22 protein-coding genes and 1 pseudogene are annotated in these 26,635 nt (G+C 70.4%); 6 read left to right on the forward strand and 17 right to left on the reverse strand.

The window, feature by feature from the left end; translation table 11 throughout:
• Positions 1–21 precede the first annotated feature (21 nt).
• The 12 genes from OG622_RS22210 to OG622_RS22265 all read right to left on the reverse strand — a co-directional run bounded on the left by OG622_RS22210 (position 22) and on the right by OG622_RS22265 (position 13,235).
• The gene (locus OG622_RS22210; RefSeq protein ID WP_371578374.1) at positions 22–1,254 is read right to left on the reverse strand and encodes a cytochrome P450; all 1,233 of its coding nucleotides are present in this window, start codon (positions 1,252–1,254) and stop codon (positions 22–24) included.
• A 53-nt stretch (positions 1,255–1,307) separates the two neighbouring features.
• Entirely contained in the window at positions 1,308–2,219 is a 912-nt protein-coding gene (locus OG622_RS22215) for a hypothetical protein (RefSeq protein WP_371578375.1), read from the reverse strand.
• 39 nt (positions 2,220–2,258) lie between these two features.
• Positions 2,259–3,242 carry an aldo/keto reductase gene (locus OG622_RS22220; RefSeq protein ID WP_371578376.1) on the reverse strand — a complete coding sequence of 328 codons (984 nt, stop codon included), beginning with the start codon at positions 3,240–3,242 and terminating at the stop codon, positions 2,259–2,261.
• A gap of 49 nt (positions 3,243–3,291) precedes the next feature.
• The gene (locus OG622_RS22225) at positions 3,292–4,572 is read right to left on the reverse strand and encodes an activator-dependent family glycosyltransferase (RefSeq protein WP_371578377.1); all 1,281 of its coding nucleotides are present in this window, start codon (positions 4,570–4,572) and stop codon (positions 3,292–3,294) included.
• A 32-nt stretch (positions 4,573–4,604) separates the two neighbouring features.
• The gene (locus OG622_RS22230; RefSeq protein ID WP_371578378.1) at positions 4,605–5,345 is read right to left on the reverse strand and encodes a class I SAM-dependent methyltransferase; all 741 of its coding nucleotides are present in this window, start codon (positions 5,343–5,345) and stop codon (positions 4,605–4,607) included.
• On the reverse strand, positions 5,342–6,778 hold the full coding sequence (locus OG622_RS22235) for an NDP-hexose 2,3-dehydratase family protein (protein WP_371578379.1): 1,437 nt from the start codon (positions 6,776–6,778) through the stop codon (positions 5,342–5,344). The genes OG622_RS22230 and OG622_RS22235 overlap by 4 nt, the downstream gene beginning before the upstream one ends.
• Positions 6,775–7,818 (reverse strand): dTDP-glucose 4,6-dehydratase, encoded by a 1,044-nt coding sequence (gene rfbB, locus OG622_RS22240; RefSeq protein ID WP_371578380.1) that lies wholly within the window; start codon positions 7,816–7,818, stop codon positions 6,775–6,777. The genes OG622_RS22235 and rfbB overlap by 4 nt, the downstream gene beginning before the upstream one ends.
• Positions 7,815–8,882, reverse strand: coding sequence for a glucose-1-phosphate thymidylyltransferase (locus tag OG622_RS22245; protein ID WP_371578381.1), 1,068 nt, complete (start codon positions 8,880–8,882; stop codon positions 7,815–7,817). The genes rfbB and OG622_RS22245 overlap by 4 nt, the downstream gene beginning before the upstream one ends.
• Positions 8,883–9,020: 138 nt before the next feature.
• Positions 9,021–10,598 (reverse strand): MFS transporter, encoded by a 1,578-nt coding sequence (locus tag OG622_RS22250; RefSeq protein ID WP_371578382.1) that lies wholly within the window; start codon positions 10,596–10,598, stop codon positions 9,021–9,023.
• 69 nt (positions 10,599–10,667) lie between these two features.
• Positions 10,668–11,264: a dTDP-4-dehydrorhamnose 3,5-epimerase family protein gene (locus OG622_RS22255; protein WP_371578383.1), complete on the reverse strand. Its 597-nt coding sequence runs from the start codon at positions 11,262–11,264 to the stop codon at positions 10,668–10,670.
• Positions 11,261–12,406 (reverse strand): DegT/DnrJ/EryC1/StrS family aminotransferase, encoded by a 1,146-nt coding sequence (locus OG622_RS22260; protein ID WP_371578384.1) that lies wholly within the window; start codon positions 12,404–12,406, stop codon positions 11,261–11,263. The genes OG622_RS22255 and OG622_RS22260 overlap by 4 nt, the downstream gene beginning before the upstream one ends.
• 184 nt (positions 12,407–12,590) lie before the next feature.
• Entirely contained in the window at positions 12,591–13,235 is a 645-nt protein-coding gene (locus OG622_RS22265) for a response regulator transcription factor (RefSeq protein ID WP_371578385.1), read from the reverse strand.
• 1,011 nt (positions 13,236–14,246) lie between these two features.
• Between OG622_RS22265 and OG622_RS22270 the strand changes: the two genes are divergently transcribed.
• Positions 14,247–14,585 carry a hypothetical protein gene (locus tag OG622_RS22270; RefSeq protein WP_371578386.1) on the forward strand — a complete coding sequence of 113 codons (339 nt, stop codon included), beginning with the start codon at positions 14,247–14,249 and terminating at the stop codon, positions 14,583–14,585.
• A 105-nt stretch (positions 14,586–14,690) separates the two neighbouring features.
• Here OG622_RS22270 and OG622_RS22275 read toward each other — a convergent pair whose 3' ends face one another.
• A complete protein-coding gene (locus tag OG622_RS22275) occupies positions 14,691–15,887 on the reverse strand; it encodes a cytochrome P450 (RefSeq protein WP_371578387.1) in 1,197 nt (398 codons plus the stop codon).
• 436 nt (positions 15,888–16,323) lie between these two features.
• Between OG622_RS22275 and OG622_RS22280 the strand changes: the two are divergent.
• Positions 16,324–16,947: pseudogene (locus tag OG622_RS22280) on the forward strand (WD40 repeat domain-containing protein); the annotation flags it as partial.
• Between the two features lie 351 nt (positions 16,948–17,298).
• On the opposite strand, the gene OG622_RS22285 reads toward OG622_RS22280, so the two are convergent.
• Both OG622_RS22285 and OG622_RS22290 read right to left on the reverse strand, forming a co-directional pair.
• A complete protein-coding gene (locus tag OG622_RS22285) occupies positions 17,299–18,006 on the reverse strand; it encodes a TIGR03943 family protein (RefSeq protein ID WP_371578388.1) in 708 nt (235 codons plus the stop codon).
• Positions 18,003–18,986: a permease gene (locus OG622_RS22290; protein WP_371578389.1), complete on the reverse strand. Its 984-nt coding sequence runs from the start codon at positions 18,984–18,986 to the stop codon at positions 18,003–18,005. Before OG622_RS22290 ends, OG622_RS22285 begins: the two co-directional genes overlap by 4 nt.
• 203 nt (positions 18,987–19,189) lie before the next feature.
• Between OG622_RS22290 and rpmF the strand changes: the two genes are divergently transcribed.
• Both rpmF and OG622_RS22300 read left to right on the forward strand, forming a co-directional pair.
• Positions 19,190–19,360: a 50S ribosomal protein L32 gene (gene rpmF / locus OG622_RS22295; RefSeq protein WP_371578390.1), complete on the forward strand. Its 171-nt coding sequence runs from the start codon at positions 19,190–19,192 to the stop codon at positions 19,358–19,360.
• A gap of 38 nt (positions 19,361–19,398) precedes the next feature.
• Positions 19,399–20,601 (forward strand): GTP-binding protein, encoded by a 1,203-nt coding sequence (locus tag OG622_RS22300; protein WP_371584176.1) that lies wholly within the window; start codon positions 19,399–19,401, stop codon positions 20,599–20,601.
• A 140-nt stretch (positions 20,602–20,741) separates the two neighbouring features.
• On the opposite strand, the gene OG622_RS22305 is transcribed toward OG622_RS22300, so the two are convergent.
• On the reverse strand, positions 20,742–22,670 hold the full coding sequence (locus OG622_RS22305; RefSeq protein ID WP_371578391.1) for an NAD-binding protein: 1,929 nt from the start codon (positions 22,668–22,670) through the stop codon (positions 20,742–20,744).
• A gap of 382 nt (positions 22,671–23,052) precedes the next feature.
• Here OG622_RS22305 and OG622_RS22310 point away from each other — a divergent pair, with 382 nt between their 5' ends.
• Positions 23,053–23,793, forward strand: coding sequence for a hypothetical protein (locus OG622_RS22310; protein WP_371578392.1), 741 nt, complete (start codon positions 23,053–23,055; stop codon positions 23,791–23,793).
• 244 nt (positions 23,794–24,037) lie between these two features.
• Positions 24,038–24,703 (forward strand): sigma-70 family RNA polymerase sigma factor, encoded by a 666-nt coding sequence (locus tag OG622_RS22315; RefSeq protein ID WP_371578393.1) that lies wholly within the window; start codon positions 24,038–24,040, stop codon positions 24,701–24,703.
• A gap of 61 nt (positions 24,704–24,764) precedes the next feature.
• Here OG622_RS22315 and OG622_RS22320 read toward each other — a convergent pair whose 3' ends face one another.
• Positions 24,765–26,594, reverse strand: a complete 1,830-nt coding sequence (locus tag OG622_RS22320; RefSeq protein ID WP_371578394.1) for a prolyl oligopeptidase family serine peptidase — start codon at positions 26,592–26,594, stop codon at positions 24,765–24,767.
• Between the last annotated feature and the right edge of the window lie 41 nt (positions 26,595–26,635).

Consider the following 26,635-nt stretch of genomic DNA (forward strand, 5'->3'; position numbering starts at 1 on the left):
GAGTCGGCCCCTGGGACGTGGTCAGCCATGCCCCACCTGGGAGGTGACGGGCAGCGACGTGAGCCGCCGGATAGCCCAGTTCTCGATGTAGCGCACCTGGTCACGGGGCACCGCGAGCGCCAGGCCGGGGAAACGGGTCACCAGGGCGGGGACCGCGATCTCCGCCTCCATCCGCGCCAGCGCGGCGCCGATGCAGTTGTGCAGCCCGTGTCCGAAGCCCACGTGGCGCGGGCTCTCCCCGGTGAAGCGGAGCCGGTCCGGGTCGGCGAAGCGCCGCGGATCGCGATTGGCCGACAGCAGCCCGACGATGACGGGGGCGCCTGCGGGCAGTTTGACTCCCGCGAGCTCCACCGGCTCGGTGGTGACCCGGAACAGCGCCGTGTGCAACGCCCCCTCGTAGCGGAGCAGTTCCTCCACGGCGCTCTTGGCCAGGCCGGGCTCCGCGCGCAGCCGGGCGCATTCCCCGGGGTTGTCCAGCAGGGCGTACGTGGCGTTGCCGATGAAACCGCGTACGGTGTCGCTGCCCCCCATGATGAACGCGGCGACCAGACCGGTCAGTTCGTCACCGTCGAGCCGGTTGCTCTCGTCACGGGCCTGGATCAGGGCCGAGGTCAGGTCGTCGGCGGGGTGGCGCCGCTTGTCCTCGACGAGTTCCTCCGCGTACTCGCAGATCCTGCCGAAGGCCGCCGGGACGCGGTGCATCAGCGCCGGGTCGGAGGGAAACGCATCGTTGAGGGCGGTGACGAGTTCGCGATGCCGCTCGATGCGGAAACCGAGGATGGCGCTCAGCACGCCGGCCGACACCTCACCCGCGTAGTCGTCCATCACGTCGAAGGTCCCGCTCCGGGCGCAGTCGTCCAGCACGCGGTCGACGACGGACCCTACGGTGTCCCGCCACTTCTCGACCCGGCGAGTGGTGAACGCGCTCATCGCCAGCCTGCGCAGCCGCGTGTGGTCCGGCGGATCGATGACGGCGATGCCGCGTTCGAGGATCGTCCCGGCGGCGCTCACCAGCCCCGCGTCACGGAAGTCGGCGTCGGCCCAGGCTCCGGTCTCCGCGCTGAAACGGGAGTCGGCGAGGACCGCCCTGACATCGTCGTACCGCGTCACCATCCAGGTCCGGACCTCGCCGACCGGGAAGGGGAACGCGTGGACGGGGGAATGCTCGCGGAGCCAGGTCAGGGTGGGGTGCGGGTTCTGGTAGTACGCGGGTGAGAACAGCGCCGGGACTCCCGGTGCCAGGGTTGAGGTCATGGTCGGTCCTTGTCTCCTGGGGGATCGGCCGCACGCGTCGTGGACGACGTGCCTCACAGGTCGTTCCACTTCTCGGTGGGCGGGGCGAAGAAGTCGCGCAACGGGGTCGGGAACACCCCGGTGTCCGCCGCGTGGTTGACCAGGCCGTGCACGAACCGGGCCAGCTTCTCGGTGCGTTCGACGCCCAGGGCCTCGTAGGGGCGCCGGTCGAGCCTGCTGGTGTCGTACTCGATCTCGTCGCGTAGTTCGGCTCCCCGGGCGGTCAGCCTGCCCCGCCCGTCGACGAGGCCGCGCGTGGCCAGGTGCTGCCGGGCTGCCGACCACTCGTCCTCGTTCCAGCCGCGCATCGGCATGACGATCTCCTTCGGCATGCCGTGGCCGCTGGCGCAGTCGATGACCAGCGAGCGGATGTCCGTGGCCTCGAACCAGTCGAGCACCGCGACATGTCCGTCCCCGCGGTGCTCGCGGAGCAGCGTCGCGGCGTGCCAGAGGGCCACGTGTGGTTCGTCCGGCCAGGCCAGGGCGGCGTTGGCCGCATAGAGGGGCCGGTCGGCGAGCAGGCCCTCGGTGGCGGCTTCGGTGGCCAGTTCGGCTGCCTCCGCCAGGGCCCGCGATTCGACGACGGCCCGCCCCAGCAGACGTTCCATGGCCCTTCCCGCGGCCTTCTGGCGGGCCTCGACGGCCCGCTCCGGCGCGACGCGGTCCCACACGGCGGGCACCGTGGACGCCACGAAGCCGGGTGCGAAGGAGTTGAAGACACCGACGACCGGCGCCGAGCCGACCGCACCGAGCGGCGAGGCGCGGCCCGCCATGTAGACGCTGGAGTGCTCGTCGACACCGAAGGGCGCGAGTTCCTCGCCCAGGTCGGTCGTGAAGTAGAGGATCGAGTGCAGGGAGTTCAACGCTTGAGCACAGCGTCGCGCGTACGTGACGGGGCCGGCCGGCGCCATATACCTCGGTTGCATGGCTCCTCGGGAGTGTCGGGGCGAACGGGTGGGGACGGCTCAGGCAGTGATCCACGCCTCCGGGGCCTCGGCCCCCGGTCCGGGAAAGAGCTCGTCCAGGCGGCTCAGGAGCTGGGGATCGAGCCGGAGCTCCAGCGCGGCCAGCGCGCCGTCCAGCTGCTCGTCGGTGCGGGGCCCGATGACCGGTGAGGTCACCCCGGGGCGCGACAGCACCCAGGCCAGGCCCACCTGGGCGGGAGGCACGCCGATCTCCCGGCACAGGTTCTCGTACGACTCGACGCGCTGTTCGTGCTCCTTGAGCGCCGGCACCGCACGGCCCTGCGCGGACTTGACCGCCGTTCCCTCGCGAAGCTTGTCCAGGACCCCGCCCAGCAGACCGCCGTGCAGCGGGGACCAGGGAAGCACCGCCAGGCCGTACGCCCGGGCTGCGGGGAGCAGTTCGAGTTCGACCTGGCGCGAGACCAGGTTGTAGACGCAGCTCTCCGCGACGAGTCCCAGCGAGTGCCGGCGCAGCGCCGCCTCCTGCGCCGTCGCGACATGCCAGCCCGCGAAGTTGGACGACCCCACGTACAGGACCTTCCCCTGGCTGACCAGCAGGTCCATCGCCTGCCAGACCTCGTCCCAGGGCGCGCTGCGGTCGATGTGGTGCATCTGGTAGAGATCGATGCGGTCGGTGCCCAGCCTCCGTAGCGACGCCTCGCAGGAGGCGACGATGTGACGGGCCGACAGCCCGCTGTCGTTGGGTGCCGGGGACATCCCGTTGCCCACCTTGGTGGACAGCACCACGCGCTCGCGGCGCGCGGGGTCGCCGGCGAACCAGCGGCCGATGGTCTCCTCGGTGTAGCCCTTGTGGACCCGCCAGCCGTACATGTCGGCGGTGTCCAGGAAGTTCAGCCCGTGCTCCAGCGCGCGGGTCATGAGACGGTGGCCCGCCTCCTCGTCGACCCTGCCGCCGAAGTTGACCGTACCCAGGCACAGTCGGCTGACGCGCAGGGCGGTGCGCCCCAGCTGTGTGTACTCCATCGCTCACTCCTCGGTTGCGGCCGACCCCTGCCGGGCGGATCCGGACCGCTCAGCCGAGCGGCAGGCCACGGTGGTGTGTTGTCAGCCGCTCCAGGACAGGGACGATCTCCGCCGGCGAGGGCGCGGCGAGACGGTCGCTCTGGAGGTCCGCCGTGCCCTGCCGGAACGTGGGCTCCTCCAGGGCACGGCTCAGCCGGCGGCCCAGCTCGTCCGGGGTGAGCCGCGCCGGGTCCAGCAGCGGGCCCGCACCGCGCTGTGCCACGTACCGCGCAGCGACCGGTTCGTCCCACGTGGGCACCGGAAGGATGAGCTGGGGCACCCGGTGCGTGGCCGCGACGGAGAAGGTTCCCCAGCCGCCGTGGTGGACGATGGCCGCGCAGGAGGGCAGCAACTGGTTGAGCGGCACGAAGTCCACGGTGCGGACGTTCTCCGGGATCCGGTCCAGGCCCGTCAGCTGCGCCCGGTTCAGGGTGGCCACGACCTCGATGTCGAGGCCGGCCACGACGTCGAGCATCTCCTCCAGCGGGAAGCCGGTGTCCTTGCCGAAAAGGTGCCGCGAGCTGACGCCCAGGGTCAGGCAGACGCGGGGGCGCTCCGGAGGTTCACGAAGCCATTCGGGGACGACCGATGCTTCGTTGTAGGGCACCCACCGCAGCGGCACGGTACGGGTGTCCAGAGGCAGCCTCGCCGCCTGCGGGACCAGGTCCACGCTCCACTGGCCGAGGAGCAACTCCTCCGAGAAGTCCAGCCCGTACCGGTCGAGCAGGGGGCGCATCCAGCGCGCCATCGGGTCGCGTTCGGCAGACCGTCCGCTCGCTCGGTCCCAGACCCACCCCATCTTGTCCTGGCCCCACAGGATGCGGGCGTGGGCGGCTCCGGCGACCCGTGCCGCGACCGCCGCGGGCAGGCAGAGCGGGTCCCACAGCACGAGGTCGGGCCGCCAGGAGCGAGCGAACTCCACCAGCTCGGTGACCATTCCCTTGTCGGCGTCGAGCGGATAGCACTGGCCGATGATCGACAGAAGCCGCTTCTGGAGCAGTTCCCACTCGGCCGGGCCGCTGGTCAGCATGTCCAGGGCGAAGGCGTCGGGTGGGATGTCGAGGTGACTGCCCTCTTCCTCCGTCGGCTCCGAGTCTGCGGTGACCACGCTCTCGCCGACGGGAACGGCGGTCACACCGGCGCCGGTCACGGTGGCCGCCATGTCGTCCGTCCCCATTCCGGGGTGGCCGACCACACACACCTCGTGGCCGGCGCTCTGCAGGGCCCAGGCAAGGGGTATGACGGGGTAAAGGTGCGAAGTCGACGGGAACGTCGCGATCATGACACGCATGGGGTCCTCCTCCGGGTACGGGCGGTCGTGGGTCACGTGTGCGTCGCGACGAACAGACCCCTGCCGTTGGGCCCGCCTTCGCGGAACTCCGCCTTCAGACCGGCGAGGAGAAAGGCCGTCTCGTACTCGTCACGGGTGAACAGCGAGTGCACTTCGGTTTCGGTGAAGTCCTTGATGCCGGCCACTTCGGCGACCGTGTAGCGGACGGTCATACGGCTTCTGCGCCCGTCCCGGACGGAGTGCGAGACGCGACTGATCACGCCTCGCTCGTCCTGGGCCACCGCGCCCGACACGAACCCGTCGAGGAACCTCTCCGGGAACCACCACGGCTCGGCGATGGCGACACCACCCGGGTCGAGATGCCGCGCCATGTTCGCGACCGCCTGGTTGAGCTCGTCGGTCGAGGCCATGTAGGCCAGCGAGAAGCACATGCAGGTGACGACATCGAAGCGCCGTCCCAGATCGAAGGCGCGCATGTCGCCGTGGTGGACGGGGACTCCAGGCTGCTTTCGCCGGGCGATCTCGCACATACCCCGCGAGAGTTCCACCCCTGCCACGGTCGTGAAGCGCTCAGCGAAGCGCCTCAGGTGCTCACCCGTGCCACAGGCGATGTCGAGGAGAGACAAGGATCCGGGCCGCAGTCGCAGGGCCAGGTCCGCGAGGGTGTCGGCTTCGGCGGCCCAGTCCCTACCGCGGCTCGCGTGAATCCTGTCGTATATCTCGGCGTGCTCGGTGCTGTAGGCCATGGATTCCGTCGTGGAATCGACGTTCACGGGGCGTCTCCTTGTAACTCGGGGATGGTGCCGATACAGGCGAGCAGGGTCCTGGCCTGGACGTTCAGGCAGTGCCCGTACCGGGCCAAGGCCGCGAGCTGGCCGTACGTCACCCAGCGATAGCCGCACGGTGGTTCGGGGGACGACTGGGCCTCGTCCGCCTCGATGACCAGATAGCGGCTCTGGGCGTTCAGGAACCGCCCCCCCTCCTCGGAGTGGACAGCCTCGTACCGGATCCGTGGGCTTCCGGCACAGGCGAGGACATCGTCCAGGAACGGAGGTCGCTCCGGCGCCGGAAGGTGCGCGTAGTTCCCGGGCGTGCACTGGACCGTGGGCGCGATCTCCGGTCCGTGCACCAGGCCCCCTTCTGCGCGGGCCTGTGCCAGGAAATGCCGTACACCTCCGATCCGGCGGGTCAGAAATGCGGCGATCCCCTCTCCTCGGGGCTCGACGAGAGGCTGGGACCAGCCGGTCACCTCCCGGCTGGGCGCCTCGGCCGCGACGGCCACCACCTGGAAGTAGCGGCCGTCGGGGCGCTCGATCGCCTCCTCGCCGACGGTCCATTCCGCTACGTCACACAGTGGCCGCGGACCGGCCAGCAGCAGTTGCCGGGACCTCTCCGCGGTCAGCCAGGAGACCACGTCCGTGTCGGTGTGCAGCGCCGTCGCGCCACGGTCGGGGAGCACGCAGGCGAGCACCGATCGTGCGTCCATGTTCACGACGTCGTCGAGACGGAGGAGCTCGCCGATCTGGCCGAGGGTGAGCCAGCAGAAGTCCTTGTCCTCGGGAGGATCGTCCCGAGTCTCCACCACCATGTTGCGGTTGCTCTTGCGGTAGAACCAGGAGCCGTGCTCGGACTGGAGGGAGTCCGCGAGGACGTGGTCACGGCCCGGCTCGGGTCCGACGAAGTAGTCGAGGTACTTGACCCTCGCCCCTCCGTGGGCCCGCGTGTAGTTGCTGCGGGTGGCCTGGACCGTGGGCGAGAGCTGGAGGAGGTCCGGATTCCCCGGCTCCATCTTGGCCTGCATCAGGAAGTGCAGGACACCGTCGATCTCCTTGGCGAGCAGTCCCAGGATTCCGGTCTCGGGCTGCCGGATCACCGGCTGCTGCCAGGACGTCGCGTAACTCCCCTCGATCGACACCTCCAGCCCCGCGATCGTGAAGAACCGCCCGCTACGGTGGACGAGGTCGCCCGTGCCCGGGGCGAAGTGCCACCCGTCGAGTTCACGCAAGGGGATCCGGTTCACCCGGAAGGCGTGGGCGTCGCGCCGCTCCGCCAGCCATCGGGTCACCTCAGCGGTGGGTTTCACCGCGCTGTCCCGCACGGCCAGCGAGGCAGCGACACGGTCACCGTGCGTGAGGTCCGACCGGGGCCGCAGGATCCGCGCCGGCGAGCGCGGGCCCACCGCGGCCGCCGTGTGCTGCCCCGTCACCGGGCCCACGCCCCCTCGTGACCCGCGATCCGCGCGTCGGCGGCATTGCCGTCCGTGCTCTGCTCGCCGTCGGTTCCGTACTTCGCGGCCTTCCACCAGGCCGGGTTCGACCGGTACCAGTCGACCGTGTCCGCCAGGCCGTCGACGAAGGAGATCGCGGGCGCGTAGCCCAGTTCCTCACGGATCTTGGTGTCGTCGAGCGCGTAGCGGCGGTCGTGCCCCTTGCGGTCGGTGACGTAGCGGATCGCGGAACGATCGGCGTCACACAGCTCGACCAGCCGTTCCGTCACCGAGAGGTTGCTGTACTCGCTGCCGCTGCCGATGTTGTAGACCTCGCCGGCCCTGCCGCCGAGGAGCACTCTGTGCACCGCGCGGCAGTGGTCGTCCACGTGCAGCCACTCGCGCCGGTTGTCGCCCGTGCCGTAGAGCGGGACGGTCCGTCCCTCCAGCAGATGGGTGACGAACAGCGGGATCAGCTTCTCCGGATGCTGGTACGGGCCGTAGTTGTTCGAGCAGCGAGTGATGGAGACGTCGAGGCCGTACGTCCTGAAGTAGGAGCGGGCGACCAGGTCCGCCGCTGCCTTGCTCGCGGCGTACGGGGAGTTGGGCAGGAGCGGTGACTCCTCCGTCCAGGACCCGTGGTCGATGGAGCCGTAGACCTCGTCGGTGGAGATGTGCACGGCCCGCGGTACGCCCGTGGCGAGGGCCGCGTCGAGTACGGCGTGCGTGCCGCCGACGTTCGTGCGGATGAACTCCCCGGCGGACACGAGGGACCGGTCCACATGGGACTCCGCGGCGAAGTGCACCACGGCGTCGTGCCCGGGAAGCAGTTCCCGCAGCAGGGACGGGTCACATACGTCGCCGCGTACGAAGTCCAGGCGCGGATGGGACGGAGGGAGGTTCGCCCGGTTTCCCGCGTACGTGAGGTTGTCCAACACGGTGACCGAGACGCTGTCGCTTCCCGGGTACCCGCCCAAGAGGAGGGTGCGTACGTAGTGCGAGCCGATGAAACCGGCACCCCCGGTGACCATGATTCTCATGCCGACACCTCGATGTGCGTGTGGTCACCGACGACCAGCCGGTGGTGCGCGGTCCGGTCCGGACGGGGACCGACCGTCGCGCCGCGGCCGATCAGCGAACCGTGCAGTCCGGTGACGTGCGATACCCGGGCGCCGTCCAGAGCGATGGAGAAGTCGATGTGGGTGCCCCGCAGTTCGCAGCCTCGTCCGATGGACGTGTTCGGGCCGATGTGGCTGTCCTCGACGACGGTGTCGGCGCCGATGATGGCCGGCCCGTCGATGCACGAGCGGGTCACCCGGGCGCCGGCCTCGACGACGATCGGCCCGCGGATGTGGCAGGACTCGTCCACCACGCCCTCGATCAAGGGCTTGAGATCCCGCAGCAGGACGCGGTTGCACTCCAGGACGTCCTCGACCCGGCCCGTGTCCCGCCAGTAGCCCGTGTACCTGCTGGCCGTCACCGGCGCGCCGTTGCTGAGCAGCCACTGGACGGCGTCGGTGATCTCGAGTTCTCCCCGGCTGCTCGGGCTGATCGCCGCGACCGCCTCGTGGATGGCGGGCGTGAAGAAGTACACGCCGATGAGGGCGAGATCGCTGCGCGGCCTGCGCGGCTTCTCCACGAGCCGCAGGAGGGAGCCCTCCGCGTCGAGTTCGGCGACGCCGAACGCCTGGGGGTTGTCCACCTTGTGCACGACGACTTGGGCGTCCGGCCGCCGCGCGCGGAACTCGGCGGCGATGTCCCCCACCCCTTCAGGGAGCATGTTGTCGCCGAGGTACATGACGAAGTCGTCGTCGCCCAGGAAGTCGCGGGCGAGCAGCACACAGTGCGCCAGTCCGAGGGGCTCCGTCTGCGGTATGTACGTGATCCTCAGACCGAACCGGGATCCGTCGCCGACCGCCTCGACGATCTCCGAGGGGCGATCGCCCACGATGATGCCGACGTCCGTCACAGCCAGGTCTCTGATGTTCTCCAGGACATGCGCGAGGACGGGCTTGTTCGCGATGGGTATGAGCTGTTTGGGCATCGAGTAACTGAACGGACGTAAGCGGGTTCCCGCTCCGCCCGCGAGCACCAGGGCCTTCATGTCTTTCCTCTCCTCCGCCACGTGCCGCGTGCGGCGGACCACGGCGGCGCATAGAAAGCAGGGGTGCCGCCTCGTGGTGAGGCGACACCCCTGCGAAGGTGAGACGTGCGATCCGACTTCTCTCGCGCGGCCCGGCTCCTACCTGACCGTCGAGGGTTCCGGTCCGCCGGTGGCGGGGACGGTCTGCTCGGCGGGAGCCGCTTCCTCCTCCTGCGCGGCAGGCTTCACCTGGCGGAGCAGGAAGGACACACCCAGTGCCATGAGGAGCATCAGGGGCATGGCCACGAACGAGTTGATCTGCAGGCCCTCGGCGAATGCGTCGCGTGCGGCAGCGGCCAGGGCCTCACCCGCCTCGCCCGGCATGCGCGCCGCGGCTTCCAGTGCGCCGGCGAGTGTGTCGTCCGCACCGGCGGGCACGCCGTCCGGGTAGGTGTCGGCCATGGTGTCCCGGTAGACGGTGGTGCCGATGCTGCCGACCACGGCGATACCGAGGGCGCCACCGAACTCGTTGGACGTCTCCGAGATCGCGGCGGCGGGTCCGGCCTGCTCCGGCGGCGCGGCGCCGACGATCATGTCGATGCCGAGCGCGGAGACCGGGGCCAGACCGGCGAACATCAGGATCGACGCCAGCATCACCACGCCGGGCCCGGACTCTGCGGAGACTCCCCAGAGCACCGTGAACCCCACGGCGGCCAGGACCATGCCCGCCCCGAAAACATAGGCCGGACGCACCTTGCCGACGATGCCGGAGGCGGCAAGCGCCGCGACCATGCCGGCGATCACTGCAGGCAGCAGCCACAACCCCGCCTTGAGGGGCGAGAGTTCGAGCACGCTCTGCAGGAACTGCGCGATGACGAACTGGATTCCCATCAGGAACATGACGGTGAGCAGCAAGGTCGACAGGGAGGCGCTGAAGGCCCGGTTGCCGAACAGGCTCAGGTTGAGCAGGGGGTGGGTCAGCGTGCGCTGACGCCGTACGAAGACGTAGCCGATGGCCGCCCCGGCCACGATTGCCCCCAACGGGACGGGTTCCAGGCCGTACTTGGCCACCTCCTTGAGGCCGTAGATCATGGAGAGCACGGCAATCAGCGACAGCACTGAGCTGACCAGGTCGACACGCCCACCCTCCGGGTTGCGGTACTCCGGCAGCAGGAAAGGGCCTACGGCGAGCAGCAGTACCATCACCGGCACGGCCAGCAGGAAGACCGAGCCCCACCAGAAGTACTCCAGAAGGACGCCGCCGACCACCGGGCCCAGTGCGCCGCCCAGCATGAAGCTGGTCGACCAGATGGTGACCGCGGTCGTGCGCTGGGCGGGTGAGGGGAACATGTTGCGGATCAACGACAGGGTGGAGGGAGCCAGACACGCTCCGGCCACACCCAGCACGCCGCGCGTCAGGATGAGCATCTCCGGCGTGTCCGCGTACGCAGTGAGGACGGAGGCCACACCGAAGGCACCGGAACCCAGCAGCAGCAGCAGCCTCCGTCCCACGCGGTCGCCCAGGGTACCCATCGTGACGAGGAACCCGGCGATGAGGAAGCCATAGATGTCAGTGATCCACAGCAGTTGCGAGCTGCTGGGGTTCAGGTCCGCGCTCATCTGCGGCACCGCCAGGTGCAGCAGGGTCAGATCCATGGTGACCAGCATGGATGGAAGTGCGAGCACGGCCAGGCCGATCCACTCCCGCTTCGTCGCCCGTAACGAGCTCTCTTGCATCAGTGGACTCTTCCTCTCAGTCACGGCCGACCGGTCTCGGCCCGTGGGGGACCCTCGGACCCTAAAACCTCAACCGCGGTCGAGGTCAATGACGTCTTCGGGAAAGCGCGAAGAGAGCACTCCGGACGCCAGCGCGGAGCGCAGACTCTGCGCCCGCGCATCCTTGTGCGACATGAGCGGCGGTTCCTCGAAGCCCCAGGGGAGGGCGAGTTCGGGGTCCAAGGGGTCGATGTCGATCTGGGTGCCGGGGACATGGACCGTGGAGAGCAGGTAGCAGACGCAGGTGTCGTCCGTCAGCGCGAGGAAGCCGTGCCCGAATCCCTCAGGGATCAGCACCGCGTTTCCCCTGGCTGCGTCGAGGACGCTCACGTGCCAGTCACCGAACGTGGGGCTCTGGGGCCGAAGATCGACGATGATGTCGCGCAGCGCACCCCGCACACAGGTGACGACCTTCGCCTGCCCCGGCGGATCGGTGACGCCGTGCAGACCACGCAGGGTGTTGTATCGGGAAACCGAGTAGTTGACCTGCGACACGACGAAGGGCCGTCCAGTGGCCTGCTCCAGTTCCTCGGTGCGCAGCGCCTCATAGAACGTGCCGCGTATGTCGTCGAGGTGCTCGGGCTCGACGGTGTACGCCCCTTCGAGGGCCGTGGGCCGGACCTTCATGTGCCCCCACCGCCCCGCCGAGCCACCGCAGCCCCGAGTTCGCGCACCACCTGGTCCACGTCCTGCTCGGACAGCCCCTGGTGGAGGGGCAGCAGCAGGGTCTCCTCCGCCGCCCGGTCGGTGGCCGGCAGAGTCCCGCGGAATCCATATGCCGGGACACGGTGCAGTGGCGGATACCGAAACGTGGTGTAGATACCTCGGTCCCGGAGGTCTGCGGCCACCCGGTCCCGAATACCGTTGTCCAGTTGCACCCAATAGAAATAGTGGGACAGAGTGTGGCCGGGTGGCGCAGGAGGCGGAAGCCGCACGCCTTCCACGTCCGCCAGCGATGCGGTATAGCAGGCTGCGGCCTTTTCACGGGCGGAGATGAAGTCGGGCAATCTGCGCAACTGCACGCGGCCTATCGCCGCCGTCAGATCGTTTCCTATGAGCCGCCGCCCGAACCCTTCCACATCCAGTTCCCACCACCGGTCGGAGACGCGTGCGGAACTGAACCCACTCTTCTGCCTGGTGCCGTAGTAGGCCAGGCGGCGGGCAGTCGCCATCAGCTTCTCGTCCTGCACATAGAGCATTCCGCCGTCACCGGTGACCAGGGTTTTCATGGAGTCGAAACTCCAGGTCGCCAATTCTCCGAATGTGCCGCAGGACCGGCCTTCCACGCGGGAGGCGACGCCACAGGCCGCATCCTCCAACAGCGGAATTCTGCGGCTTCGGCACAGTTCCGCAATACGTGCGACCTCCCCCGGGTATCCGCCGTAGTGCAGGACGCACACGGCTCGCGTCCGGGGCGTCAACGCACGCTCGACGTCCTCGACGGCGGGGTTGAGCGTGTAGGGGTCCACGTCACAGAAGACAGGGACCGCGCCGGTGGCCGCAATGGCGTTGGCCGCCGACACAAAGCTCACCGACGGGAGCACCACCTCATCGCCCGGCTCCAGCTCCAGCAACTCCATGGCAAGGAAGAGTCCAGCCGTGGCGTTGTTCAGGAACAGTACGCTCTCGCCGGGCACACCGATATGTTCCGCGAATTCCTTCTCGAATGCAGCAGTCCGCACCCCATGCCCGGGCCAGTTGTCCGAGAAGACCTCTGCGATGGCCTGGAGTTCTTCCCGCCCCAGGCTGGGCTGAAACACATTGATCACGGGGACTCCATTCACCAATTCGCAACCCTGTCGCCAGGCAGACGAGGCTCAACGGTTCGAGCAATCCCACTCCGCCTCATCCCCGGGATTCTTTCGGGAACAACGCACCGGAACGTACTCACTACTTTCTTCGCTCTTCCTCCCCGGCACAATCCCGTCCACGTCAGATCTACGTCAAGCCATGTCAGGTCTTCGCAAGGATGCGACGGTCGACGGACTTCGACAGCGATGCGGCCGGCCCGTGGGCGACGGGCAGCAGGCCTGCGGAATGGGCTCGTGCGACCGCGTCCAGCCGGGACACCGCTCCCAACTTCTGAAAGACGACGTGCAGATGCCGTTTGACGGTGCCGATGCTGATATCCAGGATCCGGGCTATCTGCTTGTTCGACAGCGCCTCCGCAGCCAGGCCGAGCACCTCCCGCTGACGCGGCGACAGTGTGATGTCCGACTGCGGCACGGGAGTGGCAGCACGTGTCACCGACAACTCTCGTACGGCGGCCAGCAACGCCTCCTGACCCGATTGCGCGGGCAGGCATCCGTGCGCGCCCGCCGCCAGGAACTGGGTGCGGTCGGCGTCGCGGGTGCTGAGCACCAGCACCGCGCTCCTCGGCGCCACTCTTCGCAGGACGTACACGGCATGGGCTGCCGCAGCGGTCGCCCACGGGACGAGTATCACCACGTGGGGATGCCACTCGGCGGCGCGGCGTACGAGGTGTCTCCCACCGGCCGCGCCCAGGATCCGAATGTCCTGCTGCGGGGCGAGAACCCCGGACACGGCGTCCCGTAAGAGTTTGTTCTCGCAGGCGAGGAGCACGCGAATGACGGACATGGGGGCTTTCCTCCTGAGGGGCTGCTCTCGCTGCGGCACAAAGGGGGCCCGCGACCGCGGAGCCTGCAGCGCAGATCATCCGATCGACACGGGCGCGGCTAGGTCGCACACGGCGTCGCACCCGCGACTGCGTGCGAATGACGCGGTCATACAGGTCGTGGGTCGACGTTCGAAAAGGGCTCTCGGGACATCAAGGAGGCAACGGGACGCGGTCGCGAGCACGTCGAGCCGCGTGACCTCCTGGCACACGTGCGACATAGCGCGTTCGGGCGTGCCCGACAGCACAAGGCGTCCTGGCTCGTCTCGGACGAAGCCCTGAACGGCGACGGAGGACGCGCACACGGCCGCTGCCGCGACCGAGGCTCCCATCCGGCAGCCAGGCGGGGCATGGCGCAATCACGCCCTTCGTACCCCACCATCTCTCCCCCGTTTACCACACTCACCCCGCACCATCGAAAAGGATTCAACATTTTCGCACAAGTAAAGGGAAACCCATCATGCGGTAATAATGTGCCCCCTGCAAGCACCTTGAACAAGCCATCCGACGCATCGCCCAAACTGCCCGGCACCGCCGCATTTCCCCTGGTCCATGCGTTGTTCCGACCGTGACGGCCGTCCGCGTACCGCACAGTAAAAGCCATCGTGGACAGTTTGGGGTTTGGCGGAGCCATGCCAGGAGGGAGACCTGTTCTGATCTTCGAATTGCCGCGAGGTTTCCCTCCCAGGCCGACCTCTAGTGGCGTGTCGCGATGAAAAGGAAGGAATGCGCCGCTCATCGTCTGCCCGGTCAGGCCGGATGTGGTGTGCGACCTTTCAGGCTGTGGTGTGGCCGCTAGCATCGGTCCATGACGTCACAGCAGGCGGATGCCTCGTAGGGCGCCGCGCGAGGTGAGGAGCGTCGGGCCCGATGGGCACGGCGATGGTGCGGTGAGCACGCTGTTCATCAGCGCGTGTCCTGGGCCGCCGGCGTGTACCGCTGTTCACACGTACCTCTTCGTCGACGGCCTCGACATGATCACGCGCAGCGACAGCCGAATGGTCGGCCTCGGTCCTGGGCGGCTGCTCCGCCCCGGCGGACCGCTCTATCCGACGGATATGCCGCGCACGGTGGATGTGGCGACCGACAAGCAGCCCGAGGCGGGGCCGGACAGGCTGACCGTCCGGGTCCGGCTCCGGGGCGAGACGGTCATCTGGTCCGACCTGGCATACCCGGGCTTCGATGACGGGCCCGTCGAGGAGGTTCGCTTCCGCCTGGAGCAGTACCTGGGTGAGGTCGAGCGCGCGTACACGGCGTTGGAGGGCCAGTTGGGGGTTCCGCCCAGCAAACGGGGTGGGTGTCCGACTGCGTGACGACGCGCGCTTGCCCGGTTTGGCCGCGTGCTTGCTCGGATTGGCCGCGTGCTTGCTCGGATTGATCGTCTCCGCATACCCGTCGGTACGTCTCGGCGGTTCGGCTCACACGGTGAGGGGCAGGGAGGTGAGGCCGCGCATCAGGCGGGTGTGGCGCCAGTTCAGGTTCTCGGTGGAGGCTGCGAGCTGGATGTCGGGGTAGCGGGAGATGACGGCGTGGAGGGCGAGTTCGGCTTCGATGCGGGCCAGGGGGGCGCCCAGGCACCGGTGGATGCCGTGGCCGAACGCCAGGTGGCCGGTGGTGCCGCGGTTGAGGTCGAGGTGGTCCGGGGCGGGGAAGCGGGCGGGGTCGCGGTTGGCGGCGCCGGGGGCGATGAGGACCGGGACCCCTGCGGGGATCAGGGTGCCGCCGAGGGTGAGCTCCTCCGTGCTGTAGCGGAACGTGGCGATGCCGACGGGCGAGTCGAAGCGCAGCAGTTCGTCCAACGCGCTCCCGAGGAGGTGCGGCTCGGCCCTCAGGCGGGCTAGTGACTCCGGGTGTTGGAGGAGGGCCAGGGCCGCGTTGCCGATGAAGTTGGTGGTGGTCTCGTGGCCGGCCACGAGGAGGAGGACGGCCAGTGAGACGAGTTCGTCCTCGGTCAGCCGGTCCTGCCCGTCCTGCCTGTCCTGCCCGTCGCGTGCGGCGATGAGGGCGTCGAGCAGGCTCTCGCCGGGCTCGCTGCGCTTGGCTGCGACGAGGTCGGTCATGTAGTCGGCGACGGCGTGTGAGGCGGCGTCGATCCGGGCCGGGTCGCCGGCGGCGAACAGGTCGCTCGACCATGTGCGCACGAGTGGACGGTCGGACTCGGGGATCCCCAGCATCTCGCAGATGACGGTGACCGGCAGCGGTACCGCGAGGCTCTCGACCAGGTCCACCGTTCCGTGGTCGGGCCAGGTGTCGAGCAGGTCGTCGACCAGGGCGGCGATGTAGGGGCGCAACCGCGCGACGGCCCCCGTCGTGAACGCCTTCGTCACCAGGGCCCGTAGCCGGGCGTGCTCCGGGGGGTCGGTGGCGAGCATGTTCCGGGAGACGGCCGGATGGAGGTCGCGCTGCGACGGGCGGTCGGCGAAGAACCGCGTGGTGTCCTTCGAGAGCCGGGGGTCGGCGAAGGCCTCCCGCGCCTCCGCATAGCCCGTGACCAGGTAGCTGTGGCGCCCTCCCGAGCCGGTGGGCACCTTCTGCACCGGCGCGGCGTCTCGCAGCCGAGCGTAGGTCGGGTAGGGATCGGCGAAGAACCGCGGGTCCTTCAAGGGGTCGGTCACGCTTGCGGGTCCGTTCCCGAGGGACGAGTTGTGCGAAGACGAGTTGCGCGAAGACGAGTTCTGCGAAGACGAGTTCTGCGAGTGCCGGTTCAGAGGGTACCGATGCAGAGAGACGCCGATACAGAAGGGCGCCGATGCAGAAGGGCGCTGGTTCGTCAGTGACGGTACGCGTGATCTCGCTCTGCTCGATCTCCGCTCGGGTGCGGGCGGGTGCGGGCGGGTGCGGCCTCTCGCCGCCGTGGGATCGCTTCGTCCGGCACCGGTCCCTCCCCACGTGGGGAGGGACCGGTGCCGGACGGCGCGGGGGTGTCGATCCGTGTCAGGAGGACGCGGATCGAGGTCGGTTGTGGAGGTGGCGGAGCTGGGGCGTCGCTGAGGCCGGCCGGGAGCGTGCGACATGATGTGGCGTGTTTGCGGGCGCTACGCCGGTGGCCTGGACAGCGGCAATCGCTCCCTGACGTTCTCCCCCGACGGCCGCACCCTCTCGATCGTGGCCGGGAACCGGGCGCTGTACCTGTGGGACGTCAGCGAGCCCGCCCGCCCGGTCCTGCGGGGGTCACCCCTCGCGTTGCGGATCCTGTACACCGACGCGCAGGCCTACAGCCCGGACGGGCGCGTCCTGGCCACCTCCTACGGCGACCACGACGTCCAGCTGTGGAACGTCAGCGATCCGTCCCACGTCGTCCCGCTCGGCAAGCCCCTCACCGGCCACAAGGGTTACATCCTCGCCCTCGTCTTCGGTCCGGACGGTCGCACGCTCGCCAGCGGCAGCGCGGACGGCACCATCCGTCTGTGGAACGTGGCCGAACCGGCCCGGTCCACCCGGCTCGGCGGAGCCCTCACCGCCCACCGCGGCGCGGTCAGCGACCTCGTCTACAGCCCGGACGGCCGAACCCTGGCCAGCGGGGGCAACGACAGCACCGTTCACCTCAGGGACGTCACCCGCCCCGCCGACGCCTCCCCCATCGGCCGGTCGATGAGCCCCAACGCCAGGACCGGTCACTTCCTGTCCTTCAGCCCCGGCAGCAACCTGCTCGGGGTGTCCAGCGGCACCGTGACCAGCTAACAAACGTTTGGCCGGTCATCGGCACGCACGTGATACCGATCACAACTTGTCAACGCAGTCGAGCAGTCGGCTCCCGTCCCACGACCAGCCTTGTTAGCCTTGGCCATAGCCCGGTCGCTGGTGCATCCCCCGTCGCCAGCGACCGGGCCCTTTCATGCCTCGGACCCCTCGGACCCCTCGGACCCTCGGGACCCCTCGGACTCTCGGATGGCCTGTACGACCGCCTGTACGACGGCCAGGTCGTCCGGCGCGAGGTCGTAGAGGCCGTAGCGGCCGCCCTTGCTCAGCCCGCCAGCAGCACCTGTTGGCGCCGGCCGGCCAGACGCTCCCGCACCCTCAGCCGTTTCAGGCCTCGTCGTACGGGTCCTGGGGGGCCTTGACCGGCTTGGTGGTGGTGACGTCGAGGTAGGGGACGGCGGTGCCGTTGAGGGGGTCCTTGGTCCGCTTCGGGGTGTAGGTGCCGGTGACCTCGATCCAGGTGTCGGGCCGGAGGACGGCCGGGAGTTCGCCGGTGAGGGCGATCTTGACGGGCTGGGCGTCGGCGGCACAGCAGTTGAGCGCCATGCGGACGAGGTACGGGTTGCCGGAACCGTCGAGGGCGAGGAATCCGGTGACCTTGAGCGGGCGGCCGGCGAGGGCGCGGCCCTTGTCGTAGATCGCGCGGCCGGCGTAGTCGGCGACGCTCAGCCGGAGGGGGCCGTCGGCGGGGAGGGTGGGGTAGCCCCAGGGCTGCTGCTGGAGCGCCGAGCCGGTGCGCATCGCGGTGTAGGAACCGGCGGCGGGCGGGGCGACCAGGACGAGGGCGAGCAGGGGCAGGACGAGGAGCCAGGAGACCCGGGGTTCGTGATGGGTGTGCTGCTCGTCGCCCTGGCGCCGCGCCCGGCGTTCGTACAGGACCGTGGCGACAGCGGCGGCTATGAGGACGACGCCCGCGCCGATGAGGAGGGGGCGGAGGCCGGCCTTGACGTAGCGGAGGTAGAGGTCGGTGAAGCCCGCGTGGAGGAGAGCGCCGCCGGTGAGGAAGAGGATCACGGTCTGGGCCTGGCGGTTCACAGCAGCACCGCCCCGACGAGGGCCGACACCAGGATCGCGAGGGTGAAGGTGGCTGGGGCGAAGCGGAGCGCGAAGGCGCGGCCGAAGGTGGCGGTCTGCATGGCGAAGAGTTTCAGGTCGATCATCGGGCCGACGACCAGGAAGGCCAGCCGGGAGGTCAGGGAGAACTGGGTCAGGGAGGCCGCCACGAACGCGTCCGCCTCCGAGCAGATCGACAGCAGCACGGCCAGAACCGCGAGGGCGAGGATGGCGATGACGGGGTTGTCGGCGGCGGCGTTCAGCCAGCTCGCCGGGACGACCGCCTTGAGCGTGGCCGCCGCCATGGCGCCGACGACCAGGAACCCGCCGGCGTGCATCACGTCGTGCCGCACCGAGCCCCAGAAGGCGGCGCCCTTGCTCTGTCCCTCGTAGGACGGCCGCTCCGGCGGGCGCATCCACTCGCCGCGGCCCAGCCGTTGCCACAGCCAGCCCATCGTGCAGGCCACCAGCAGACTCGCCACGAACCTGGCCAGCACCATCTCGGGGTTCCCCGGGAAGGCCACGGCGGTCGCGGTCAGGACGATCGGGTTGATCGCGGGGGCGGAGAGGAGGAAGGCGAGCGCCGCCGCGGGTGCCACACCCCGGCGTACGAGGGCTCCCGCCACCGGCACCGAGGCGCACTCGCAGCCCGGCAGCACCACCCCGGCCATGCCCGCCACCGGTACCGCCAGCGCGGGCCGCTTCGGCAGGGCGCGGGCGAAGAACGACGCCGGTACGAACACCGCGATGGCCGCCGACAGCAGCACCCCGATGACCAGGAACGGCAGGGCCTGCACGACCACCGCCACGAACACCGTCATCCAGCTCTGCGTCACGGGGGCGGACAGCAGACCGCGCAGGGGACCCTGCACCACGACCGCCAGGACCAGCAGCATGGTGAGGACCAGGGGTGGGTCGAGGTGCCGCCCGCGCTGGGGCGCTTCTTCCTTGGTTGTGGCCACGGGGGACGGTACCTCCGTAGGGAACGGCTGGGCCGAGTGGGGCCGGTTCGGCCCCCTTCCCTCCCATACGGCGCTCGCGTCGGGGTTGCTCACGGTCGTGGCCACGGCCACAGTCCCGACCCCGGGAAAGCCCTTTTAGTAATGGGATCCATTTTCATGTAGCGTCCGGTCCATCACCTGTGAAGCCTGTGGAGGAGGACCCCATGGCCGTACCCAAGCGGAAGATGTCCCGCAGCAACACCCGCCACCGTCGCGCCCAGTGGAAGGCGAGCACACCCCCGTTGGTGCCGTTCACCGTCGACGGCGCCACCCACCTCGTACCGCAGCGGCTGCTGAAGGCGTACGAGCGCGGGCTGATCCACCCCGAGGGCTGAGGACCGGAGATCGAGGATCCAGGATCGAGAGCTTGACCATGGCGAACGAACGGCTGCCCGTCACCGTCCTCTCCGGGTTCCTCGGTGCGGGCAAGACCACCCTGCTGAACCATGTCCTCGCCAATCGCGAGGGACTCCGTGTGGCGGTCATCGTCAACGACATGAGCGAGATCAACATCGACGCCGCCCTCGTGCGGGGCGGCGAGGCCTCGCTGTCGCGCACCGAGGAGCGGCTGGTCGAGATGACCAACGGGTGCATCTGCTGCACCCTGCGCGACGATCTGCTGGAGGAGGTGGACCGGCTGGCGCGGGAGGGCCGTTTCGACTATCTCCTCATCGAGAGTTCGGGGATCTCCGAACCGATGCCCGTCGCCGCCACCTTCGCCTTCGCGCGCGACGACGGCGCCACGCTCGGGGATCTCGCCCGGCTCGACACCATGGTCACGGTGGTCGACGCGGTGAACTTCCTGCCGGAGCTGGCGGGTGGGGACGAGCTCGTGGCGCGGGGGCTCGACCAGTACGAGGACGACGAGCGCACGGTGAGCGATCTACTGATGGACCAGGTGGAGTTCGCCGATGTGATCGTCCTGAACAAGCTCGACCTCGTCGACGCGGCGACCGCCGAGCGGCTCGCGGCGACGCTGGCCCGGCTCAACCCGGCCGCGCGGATCGTGCCGGTCAGCCATGGCCGGGTACGGGTCGCGGAGGTGCTCGGCACGGGGGCGTTCGACCTGGAACGGGCTGAGCAGGCGCCGGGGTGGGTGCGGGAGCTGAACGGGGACCATGTGCCGGAGACCGAGGAGTACGGCATCTCCTCGACCGTCTTCCGGTCCGAACTGCCCTTCCACCCGGAGCGGTTGTGGACCTTCGTGACCGAGGCGCTCGACAGCGGCGCCTTCGGGCACGTCCTGCGCTCCAAGGGGTTCTTCACGCTCGCCAGTCGGCCGCGTGTGGTCGGGCTGTGGTCGCAGGCCGGGTCCGTCGCCCGCTTCGAGCCGTCCGCCGCGCGGGACGACGAGGCCGCGCACGCGCAGGAGACCCCGTACGCACAGGAGTTGGTGTTCATCGGGACGGAGTTGCGGGCGGATGCGCTGTGTTCGGCCCTGGCCGGTTGTCTGATGGGCTTGGGCGAGGGTGTTCCCGCGGCGGCCGTCGGCGATCCGTTCCCCGCGTGGGACACGTACGGGATCGACGACGCTTGCGAGCACGAGCAACCCGCGCGATCCGCCGGGGTGGGCTGACCAGGAGGAGCGCCGGGTGCGGGTCGTGTGTGGTTGCTCGCGCAGCTCCCCGCGCGACCAGCCCCACCGGCCCCACCGGCCGCACCGACCGCACCGACCGCACCGACCGCACCGACCGCACCGACGATCACGGCCCAGCGCTACGCCCCCGTCCTCGCCCGTCTCCCCAACAGCTCCGCCAACCCCCGCCGCGTGGCCGCCAGCACCACGCGGTCCTCGGCGCGGAGGACGTACGTGGGCGGCAGGTCCCAGACGAGGCCCGAACCGGCCTCCCCCGGCGCCCGTTCGGTGTCCGATTCTCCGGGGGCGGCCGTGTCGAGGGCCAGGACCCGCCAGGCGCCCGCGCGGAAGGCCTCCGCGACGGTTCGGCCCTCCAGGCGGGGGTGGCCACGGACCTCGACGGCGGCGAAGAGGAGGACGCGGCGTTCGACGGGGATCGCGCCCAGGATCTGGCGGCCCATCATCGCGCCGGCGAACGCGGGGGCGGCGAGGTGCGTGACGCTGCGGCTGCGGGTGAGGGCGCCCGGGTGGGCGGCGCGCAGAGTGCGATAGACGGCGGTGGCGAAGTCGTCGTCGTAGAGGCGGAGGACGACGCGCAGGTCGGGGCGTACGGAACGGGCGTACAGGCCGGCTTCGAGGTTCGTCGTGTCGGAGCTGGTGACGGCGAGGAGGGCATGGGCGCGGTGGATCTTGGCGGCCTCCAGGACACCTTCCTGGGTCACGTCGCCGAGGATGACCGGCACCCGTAGACGACGGGCCTCCGCGAGGCCGCGCGCCTCGGGGTCCACCTCGACGCAGACGACCGGGATGTGGAGCTCCCGCAGGCGGGCGAGCACGCGGGTGCCGATCTTGCCGAGGCCGAGGAGGACGACGTGTCCGGAGAGGCCGCGCGGCGGTTTGCGCAAGGCGCTGCCGCTGCGGAAGGTGCCGAGGGCCTCCAGGACGGCAGCCAGGAGCACGGGCAGCAGGAGTAAGCCCATCAGGCCGGAGAGGAGTTGGAGGACCTGGCGGGAGTCGCTCTGGTCGGTCGCCGGGTCGGCGGTCCCGAAGAGGTCGAGGAGGGTCGCGTACGTCGCCTGGAGCGGGTGCTCCCCGGTGATCACCATCTGGGCGACGGCGAGGGCCAACACACACCCGATCATCCCCGCGAGAGACCACCGCAACCGGCGCGAGAGCAGCGACCCGAACGCGCCGAAGGCCCCGAGTGATCCGCCGCTCGCCCGGCCGGGCGGGAGCGCGGGTCCCGCGTAACGCACGGTGTCGAGGACGATGGTGCCGCGTCCGGTGGCCTCGGCCACCGCCCTTTCGTCGGGCAGGAGTTGGGGGCCACGCTCGCCGCTGCCTTCGGAACCCTCGGTTCCGGCGGGGTCGTTGGTCGTGGCCGACAGAAGCGCGAGCGTGCACAGGCCTCCCGGGCTCTGGCCGCTCCGGCCCGGCGGACGTTCCACGGCCCGCAGCATCAGCCCGTCCGTCTGGACGACCTTGCTGGTCCCGGCGACGGCGGTCGCGGCCAGCGCGGGCGCGGCCGTGTCGGCGTCGGAGAGAACGGTCGTCGACGCGCCGAAGCCGTCGACCCCGTCGGCCTCGGCGTCACCCGCCGCCAACGCCGAGGCCTGGTCGAGGAGTTCCTCGATGTACTGCCCCAAGCGACGGTTGTAGAGCCGCAGGACGAGTCGCAGGCGCGGGTTGAGGCGCCGGGCGGTGAGGGCCGCGCGGATGTTGGTCTCGTCGTCGTCGTACACCAGTGCCAGCGCGGCGGCCCGCTCCACCCCGGCCTCGGCGAGCACCGCCTCGGTGGCCTCCCCGGCCTCCAGCACCCGCTCGCCGCCGCCCCGGTCGCCCCGCTCTCCGGTCCGGTCGCCGGCCGCCGGATCGCCGACGCCCGTGGCCCGGTTGACCGCCGCCGTCATCCGGTCGAGGAGCGCGGCGGCGGTCCGGGCGCGCCCGACGACCGGCCGCTGCGCGGTGCGTGCCGTGGGCGGCACGACGAGCGTCACCTGTTCCCGGTACACGGTCCGCAGTTCGGCGGCGAGCCGGTGCGCCAGCCCGTCGTCCCCGCAGACGACCATGTGCGCGCCGGAGTCGGCGGCCGGCCTGCTCCGCGCGCTCGGGACGGGTTGCCGGCCCGCGCCGGGCGGACCGGACGGCGTGCCCGGACCGGGTGTTCCGGATGCTCCGGGTGTTCCGGGTGTTCCAGCCCGACCGGGCGTCCCGGTCGTGCCGGGCGCCCCGGTTGAGTCGGCCGGGTAGGCCGGACCTGCCTGTCTGCCCGGACCGGTACGGCTGTTGTGCTGCGAAGGGGTCCCCACGAGGCAGAAGACTGCCTCATCGACGCGACCGGTTCCTTGGTGATCCGGATCACAGTTGGTGGTGTGAGTGCGACGGCGGGTGGAAATCCGTACTCAAGAGGGACGGGGCGACGGCGGTGTCCGGATACGAGGATGGGGCGCCATGACCGCAGGGTGGGGTTCGCGCACGACACGCGCCGCGATGTTCGCGGCCGTCTGTGTGCTGCTCGCCGCCCTGGGCCACGTGATGATGTCCGGCAGCCATGTCCCCTGGTGGGCCATGGCCGCAGGGGCCGCCGCGACCGGTGCCGTCGGCTGGTGCCTGGCCGGACGTGAGCGCGGGCTCCCGCTGATCACGTCCGTCGTGGTCGCCGCCCAGACGGCCCTCCACTCGGGCTTCGAGCTGGCGCAGCCGTCGGGCCCGATGGCCGCCAACGGCCCAACGGGCTCGATGAGTTCGACGGTTTCCACCGGCTCGACGGATCTCATGGACATGGGTTCCGCCCACATGATTCACACGGTCCCCACGGGTACGGCCGGTCACATGGGCCATGTGGACCACACCGGGTACCTTCTGGACGGCTCGTCCGCGTCCTCTTCGTCGCTCATGTCCTCACTCGCGTCCATGTACGCGTCCTCGTCCGGCATGCTCGCCGCGCATCTGCTGGCCGCGCTGCTCTGCGGTCTGTGGCTGGCGTACGGCGAACGCGCCGCCTTCGGGCTGCTGCGGGCCGTGGCCGGCTGGCTGGCCGCACCGCTGCGGCTGTCGCTCGCGCTGCCCGTCGCGGCGGAGCGTCCGCGCGCCCGGGTGCGCCGCGGCCGTGCGAACCGTTCGCCGCGCCGGCTCCTTCTCGTCCATGCGATCACCTCTCGGGGTCCGCCCGCCGGGACCGCTGTCATCTGACGACAGCCGGTTACCTGAGGCGGCCGACACGGCACACGCCTCGGGCTTCGGCCGTACGCCGCCCCCGCGCGTGCCGTACGGCCGGCTTCCCTTCCTCGCCGGACCGCCGGACGCGTTCCCACGTACGCGCACACCCACCTCGCACCCCGCCCAACCGTCTGTCTGTACGGCTGTGCCGCTGTGCCGCTGTGCCGCTGTGCCGCTGTGTGCGCCCACGTGCCCGTGTCGCTGGTCCGGATCCCGGATGACCCGAAAAGGACACCAGGTGATCACCCTTACTCCGCTGCCCGCGTCGACCCCGCGGACTTCCTCGACCCCGCAGGCTTCCTCGATCCCGCAGGCCCGGTCCACGACCGACGAGTCCATAACCGCCTGGGCGCTCGCCGCCCGCGGTGGGGACCCGGAGGCCGTCGAGCGGTTCGTCGGCGCGCTGCACCGTGACGTCCAGCGGTTCGTCGCCCATCTCTGCGCGGACCCGCAGGCGGTGAACGACCTCACCCAGGACACGTTCCTGCGGGCGCTCGGCAGCCTGCACCGGTTCGAGGGGCGCTGCTCCGCCCGTACGTGGCTGCTGTCCATCGCCCGCCGAGCGGTGACCGACAGCTTCCGGTACGCGGCGACCCGGCCCCGGCTGTCCGACGTACCGGACTGGCGGCTGGCCGTCGAGTACGCCCAGCCGCGCGGGCTGCCCGGCTTCGACGACGGTGTCGCCCTCACCGATCTGCTGGGGGCGCTGCCCGAGGAGCGGCGGGAGGCGTTCATACTCACCCAGATGCTGGGGCTGTCCTACGAGGACGCGGCGGAGCTGACCGGATGCCCGATCGGGACGGTCCGGTCACGGGTCGCCCGGGCCCGGGCCACGCTTGTGGGGTTGCTGGCGGCCGCGGAGGAGGTTCTGGTGGCTGCGTGAGGGGGCGTGGTTGCTCGCGCCGTTCCCCGCGCCCCTCTCGGGGCGCGGGATGTTGGGGTCGTCAGGTGCGGGCCCCCAGGTGGCGTTCGGCGAAGTCCAGTTCCAGGCGGAGCTGTTTGATGCGTTCGTCGACGACCAGGGAGCCGTGGCCGGCGTCGTAGCGGTAGACCTCGTGGACGGCGGAGCGGGCGGCGAGCCGGCCGACGTAGTTGTCGATCTGGCGGATGGGGCAGCGGGGGTCGTTGACGCCTGCGGAGATGTAGACGGGGGCTTTCACCGCGTCGACGTACGTCAGGGGCGACGAGGCCTCGAAACGCTCGGGGACCTCCTCGGGCGTACCGCCCAGGAGGGTGCGGTCCATGGCCTTGAGCGCCTCCATCTCGTCGTGGTACGCGGTGACGTAGTCGGCGACAGGGACGGCGGCGATGCCGAGCTTCCAGGCGTCCGGCTCGGTGCCGAGGCCGAGGAGGGTGAGGTAGCCGCCCCAGGAGCCGCCGGTGAGGACGAGCCGGTCCGGGTCGGCGAAACCGGAGGTCACCGCCCACTCCCGGACCGCCGCGATGTCCTCCAGCTCGATCAGGCCGACCCGGTGCTTGAGGGCGTCGGTCCAGGCGCGGCCGTAGCCCGTGGAGCCCCGGTAGTTGATACGGATCACCGCGTACCCGTGGTCCAGCCAGGCGGCCGGTCCTGCCGCGAAGGCGTCGCTGTCGTGCCAGGTCGGGCCGCCGTGGATGTCGAAGACGGTCGGGTACGGGCCGGAGGCTCCCGCCGGGCGCTGGACGAGGGCGTGGACGCGGCCGCCCGGTGTGTCCACCCACACGTCCTCCACCGCCACCGAGCCGGGGGACTTCGGACCCGGTGGGTCAAGGACCACCTCGCCCGTGGTGGAGCGGACGACCGGCGGTTCGGCGGCCGAGGACCACAGGTACTCGATACTGCCGTCGGGGCGGGCCGTGGCCCCGGAGACGGTGCCTCGCGGGGTGTCCACGCGCTCCAGGGCTCGGGACGCCAGGTCGTAGCGGAACAGCTCGCTGCGGGCCTCGAAGCTGTGGGCGACGAGCAGGTCGGAGCCGTCCGGATACCACTCGGCGCTCAGGTCGCCCTCCAGCCGGCCGGAGAGTCCGAGGTCGGTCTCCTCGCCGGAGGCCACGTCCCAGACGAGCGGCTCCCAGCGACCGCCCCGCTGATGGCCGATGAGCAGCCGGGTGTCGCCCTCGACGGGGGCGAAACCCAGCACCTCCAGGCCCAGTTCGACCGTGCCGCCCTTGGTGTCGTCGAGCTCGGCGACCGTCGTGCCGTCCGCCCGGACCACGCGCAGCGCCGAGTGCATCGCGTCGCCGTGCTCGGTGTGCTCGATCGCGATCAGCGAGCCGTCGTGCGAGAGGTCGCCGACGCCGGCCGACTCACGGTGGCGGTAGATCTCGACGGGGGCCTCGCCCTGCCGGGACAGATGGATCGTGGAGCCGTCCTCGTCCGTGGAGCGGCCGACGATCGCCGTACGGCCGTCGCGGCCGAGGGCCAGGCCCGCCGGGTACGACGGGTCCAGACCCGGGGATCCCTCCTCGTCCGGGCCGCCGTGGAACGGCTGGCGGCGCCAGACGCCGAACTCGTCGCCGTCCTTGTCGTCGAACCACCAGATCCACTCGCCGTCGGGCGAGAGCACGCCGTCCGTCGTGCCGTTGGCCCGGTTCGTGGCCTGGCGCTGCTCGCCGGTGGCGCGGTCCCATGCGTACAACTCGTACGTGCCCGTGGCGTTCGAGACGAACAGCGAGCGGTGCGGTGCGTCCTCCGCCCAGTCCGGCAGGGACACCCTCGGCGCCCGGAACCTCTTCTCCCAGTCGGGCATGGACCCGCTCTGCTGCTGCGGGGTGGACCCGTTGCTCTCAGTCATGGCCCCATACTGCCCCGCCCGCACGACAATGTGCCGCCGAG

The sequence above is a fragment of the Streptomyces sp. NBC_01314 genome (assembly GCF_041435215.1).
Taxonomy (GTDB): domain Bacteria; phylum Actinomycetota; class Actinomycetes; order Streptomycetales; family Streptomycetaceae; genus Streptomyces.

What these genes read in the sequence shown, in the direction of transcription:
- OG622_RS22255 (WP_371578383.1), bottom strand. Translation starts at nt 11,264, where the DNA reads ATGAAGGTCCGGCCCACGGCCCTCGAAGGGGCGTACACCGTCGAGCCC.
- OG622_RS22250 (WP_371578382.1), bottom strand. Translation starts at nt 10,598, where the DNA reads ATGCAAGAGAGCTCGTTACGGGCGACGAAGCGGGAGTGGATCGGCCTG.
- rfbB (WP_371578380.1), bottom strand. Translation starts at nt 7,818, where the DNA reads ATGAGAATCATGGTCACCGGGGGTGCCGGTTTCATCGGCTCGCACTAC.
- OG622_RS22310 (WP_371578392.1), top strand. Translation starts at nt 23,053, where the DNA reads ATGACCGCAGGGTGGGGTTCGCGCACGACACGCGCCGCGATGTTCGCG.
- OG622_RS22225 (WP_371578377.1), bottom strand. Translation starts at nt 4,572, where the DNA reads ATGCGTGTCATGATCGCGACGTTCCCGTCGACTTCGCACCTTTACCCC.
- OG622_RS22245 (WP_371578381.1), bottom strand. Translation starts at nt 8,882, where the DNA reads ATGAAGGCCCTGGTGCTCGCGGGCGGAGCGGGAACCCGCTTACGTCCG.
- rpmF (WP_371578390.1), top strand. Translation starts at nt 19,190, where the DNA reads ATGGCCGTACCCAAGCGGAAGATGTCCCGCAGCAACACCCGCCACCGT.
- OG622_RS22210 (WP_371578374.1), bottom strand. Translation starts at nt 1,254, where the DNA reads ATGACCTCAACCCTGGCACCGGGAGTCCCGGCGCTGTTCTCACCCGCG.
- OG622_RS22270 (WP_371578386.1), top strand. Translation starts at nt 14,247, where the DNA reads ATGATCACGCGCAGCGACAGCCGAATGGTCGGCCTCGGTCCTGGGCGG.
- OG622_RS22215 (WP_371578375.1), bottom strand. Translation starts at nt 2,219, where the DNA reads ATGCAACCGAGGTATATGGCGCCGGCCGGCCCCGTCACGTACGCGCGA.
- OG622_RS22305 (WP_371578391.1), bottom strand. Translation starts at nt 22,670, where the DNA reads ATGGTCGTCTGCGGGGACGACGGGCTGGCGCACCGGCTCGCCGCCGAA.
- OG622_RS22220 (WP_371578376.1), bottom strand. Translation starts at nt 3,242, where the DNA reads ATGGAGTACACACAGCTGGGGCGCACCGCCCTGCGCGTCAGCCGACTG.
- OG622_RS22315 (WP_371578393.1), top strand. Translation starts at nt 24,038, where the DNA reads ATGACCCGAAAAGGACACCAGGTGATCACCCTTACTCCGCTGCCCGCG.
- OG622_RS22300 (WP_371584176.1), top strand. Translation starts at nt 19,399, where the DNA reads ATGGCGAACGAACGGCTGCCCGTCACCGTCCTCTCCGGGTTCCTCGGT.
- OG622_RS22265 (WP_371578385.1), bottom strand. Translation starts at nt 13,235, where the DNA reads ATGTCCGTCATTCGCGTGCTCCTCGCCTGCGAGAACAAACTCTTACGG.
- OG622_RS22320 (WP_371578394.1), bottom strand. Translation starts at nt 26,594, where the DNA reads ATGACTGAGAGCAACGGGTCCACCCCGCAGCAGCAGAGCGGGTCCATG.